The organism is Kitasatospora sp. NPDC004531 (assembly GCF_053602195.1).
Genome location: NZ_JBSGDD010000197.1, coordinates 1 through 2,749, shown reverse-complemented (window position 1 = coordinate 2,749; position 2,749 = coordinate 1). Strand labels below are relative to the sequence as shown.

The following is a 2,749-nucleotide window of genomic DNA, read 5'->3' as shown; positions in this document are numbered from 1 at the left end:
CAAGGCCGCAAGGCCGCAAGGCCGCAAGGCCGCAAGGCCGCAAGGCCGCAAGGCCAAGCTGGCCAAGCTGGCCAAGCTGGCCAAGGCCCTGGGACTACCCCCGCGCCGGTCTGGTTCCCGATCTACCCCCGGCCGCGCAGCAGTCCAGCGGCGCTCCCGCACCCCTGCGCGGTGCAACTGGCCACCACTTCCACCTGACCTGCCCCGCCGAGCCTGGCTCACGGGCTGCAAGGCCAAGCCGGCGAGGGCTGAAACCGCCCCGGGCCGGGCCTGATCTCCCCCGACGCGCAGCGGTTCAATCGCGCAACACCACGCAAGGCCACGGGGCAGAGCCGCAGGCGCGGCAGTTCAACGCGGCCACAGTCGCCACCGTCTCCCGCCGTCCCGCCACCGGCGGCGAAGCCGCCGGCCGCCCGAAAGAGAACCTCAGCGGTGGCCGTGCACCCGGCGGTGGCTCCAGATCAGGAGGGCGAACAGGATCAGGCCGGAGAGGATCAGGCTGAGGCCGGTGGGCCAGCCTGCGAGGGGGAGGTTCGGGGCCAGGATCGCGATGATGCCGCCGCCGATCAGGCCGAGGCCGGCGAGGACCGAGCCGGCGATGCGCCAGCGGGAGGCGACGCTGGCCTCGGCGCCCTCCATGGCCTTGAGGCGGACCGGTTCGACGAAACGGGAGAAGGAGGGGACGGCCCGAGCCAGCAGCACCAGGCCGGCCAGCAGGAGCAGCATGCCGGGGCCGGGCAGCACCAGCAGCACCACGCCGACGGTGATCAGCACCACGCCGACCGTTCCGAGGACCACCCTGGCCACCGGGTGGAGGCTTCCCGGGTCCGCTTCGTAGTCCGGCCGCTGCTGATCGTTCATCGCTCCACCCTAACCGGGCGGCCGAACGTTTCCGCAGTGCGGCTCAGGGCCTGGTGAGCGCCTCGATGCTGTGCCCGTCCGGGTCCTTCACGTAGACGCCGCGGCCGCCGTTCCAGTGGTTGATCCGGCCGGCCTGCTGGGCGAACGGGTCGGCCCAATGGGTGAGCCCCTGGGCCCGGATGCGGCCGAGGATCGCGTCGAACTCGTCCTCGGAGACCAGGAAGGCGTAGTGCTGCGGGGTGATCGGTCCGGCCACGGTCATCACGTCGAGCGTCACTCGGTTGCCCAACTGCACGGCGAGGAACGGCTCGTGGACCTCCGCCGGGGGCAGGCCGAGCAGCTCGGTCAGGAAGCCGGCGGTGGCCTCGCGGTCACGGGCGGCCACGATGGTGTGGTTGAGCTCTGCGGGCATGGTGCATGACCTCTCGTCGAGGGGCGGGTGATCTCACGCACACCGACCGTAAAACCTCAAGCGCCCTTCAGGTCAATAGCCCCTGACCTGCGACGTTCCCCCGGCATCGGAAAACACCGGCGCCGGGGGAACGCCGTCGGCTCACATGCCGTTCTTGCGGATCGCGGTGTACCCGGACAGCTTCGACATCGGCACCTCGTGCGAGACGCAGCCCTGGCTGCCGGAGTCCTCCAGGATGATCGCCTTGGTGTGCGCGGCGTCCGCCCAGCCGCCGAACAGCACCACGTGCTGGTTCTGGTCGCCGCTCTCGTGGTGGATGACCAGCGCGTCGCCGGGCATCAGGTCGCTCTTGTTGATGTGGTGCGCGATGCCCGCGCTCTCGCTGATCAGCGGCCCGGTCGAGGTGCCGCCGCCGGCGGTGGACAGGCCCCAGGCCGCCGAGACGAATCCGGAGCAGTCGACCCGGTAGCCGTTGGTGACGGCGCCCTGGCTGTAGCCGAGCTTGCGCTCCACGCGCTCCATCGCCCGCTCGACCATGGCCCGGCGCTCGTCGGAGACGCCGTCCAGGTTCGGCCGGTCCTGCACGCCGGCGCCCCCGCCGTTGCGCGGGTGCCACTTGTGGGTGGGCGACCAGTCGTCCCAGCCCCGGCCGTTGATCATCGTGGTCTTCCAGTCGCCGCTGGACCGGTCCTTGATCTTCGGGCCGTCGTGCAGCCCGCCGGGCCGGGTGGAGATCCCGGAGCCGTCGTTGCCGCTGGTGTCGCCGCCGCCGGTGTTCGGCGACTTCGGCTGCGGGGCATGGCCACCGCCACCGGTGCCGCCCCCACCGCCGCCGCCACCGGTGCTGTCGCCGCCCGTGCCGGGCGACTTCGGCTGCTCCGGGTGGCTCCCGCCGCCCCCGCCGCCGCCACCGCCACCGGGAACGCCGGCGATCCCGGTGCTCGGCGACTTCGGCGGCTCCCCGCCGGGGTACGGCTTGTTGAGGATGTCGGCGATGCCCTGCTCGACCGAGTGGTACCGCTCGATCATCTTCTTGATCTTCGCCGCGTCCTCGCCGAGCTCCTTGGTGAGCTTCTCCTTGCTCTTCAGCAGGGCGTCGGCCTTGTGCTTGATGTCCTGGACGTCCTTGGTGACCTGTGCCAGCACCGCGCCCGCGCCGACGACGCCCAGGATGCCGCCGGCGAACACGTCGGTGGCCGCCGCCTTGGCGACCGTCTCCTTGATGTGTCCGACCTGCTGGGTCATCTGCGCCATGCGCTGGTTCAGCTGCTCGAAGTCCCGCATGATCTTCAGCAGTTCTTCCGGCCGGAATCCGAACTGTTTCGCCGCCATCGCGCTGGTCCCCCCTGGTCGAGCCACGGCCCCCCTGGCCGATCGCCCCAAGACTATTTCAATACCCTCACAGATCATCCACAGGTCGTCGTCCTCGGGGCGCGGGGCCCGGCCCATGCGCTGCTCGGCGCGCGGGATCACGAT

The 2,749-nt window shown here is 71.2% G+C and carries 3 protein-coding genes; all 3 read right to left on the bottom strand.

What is annotated here, in order from left to right:
• Positions 1 to 426 precede the first annotated feature (426 nt).
• Entirely contained in the window at positions 427 to 861 is a 435-nt protein-coding gene (locus ACWEMJ_RS34040) for a PGPGW domain-containing protein (RefSeq protein ID WP_452141011.1), read from the bottom strand.
• Positions 862 to 904: 43 nt separating this feature from the next.
• Complete coding sequence (locus ACWEMJ_RS34035; protein WP_452141010.1) at positions 905 to 1,273, bottom strand: VOC family protein; 369 nt, start codon at positions 1,271 to 1,273, stop codon at positions 905 to 907.
• A gap of 141 nt (positions 1,274 to 1,414) precedes the next feature.
• Entirely contained in the window at positions 1,415 to 2,605 is a 1,191-nt protein-coding gene (locus ACWEMJ_RS34030) for a hypothetical protein (protein WP_452141009.1), read from the bottom strand.
• Positions 2,606 to 2,749: the final 144 nt, after the last annotated feature.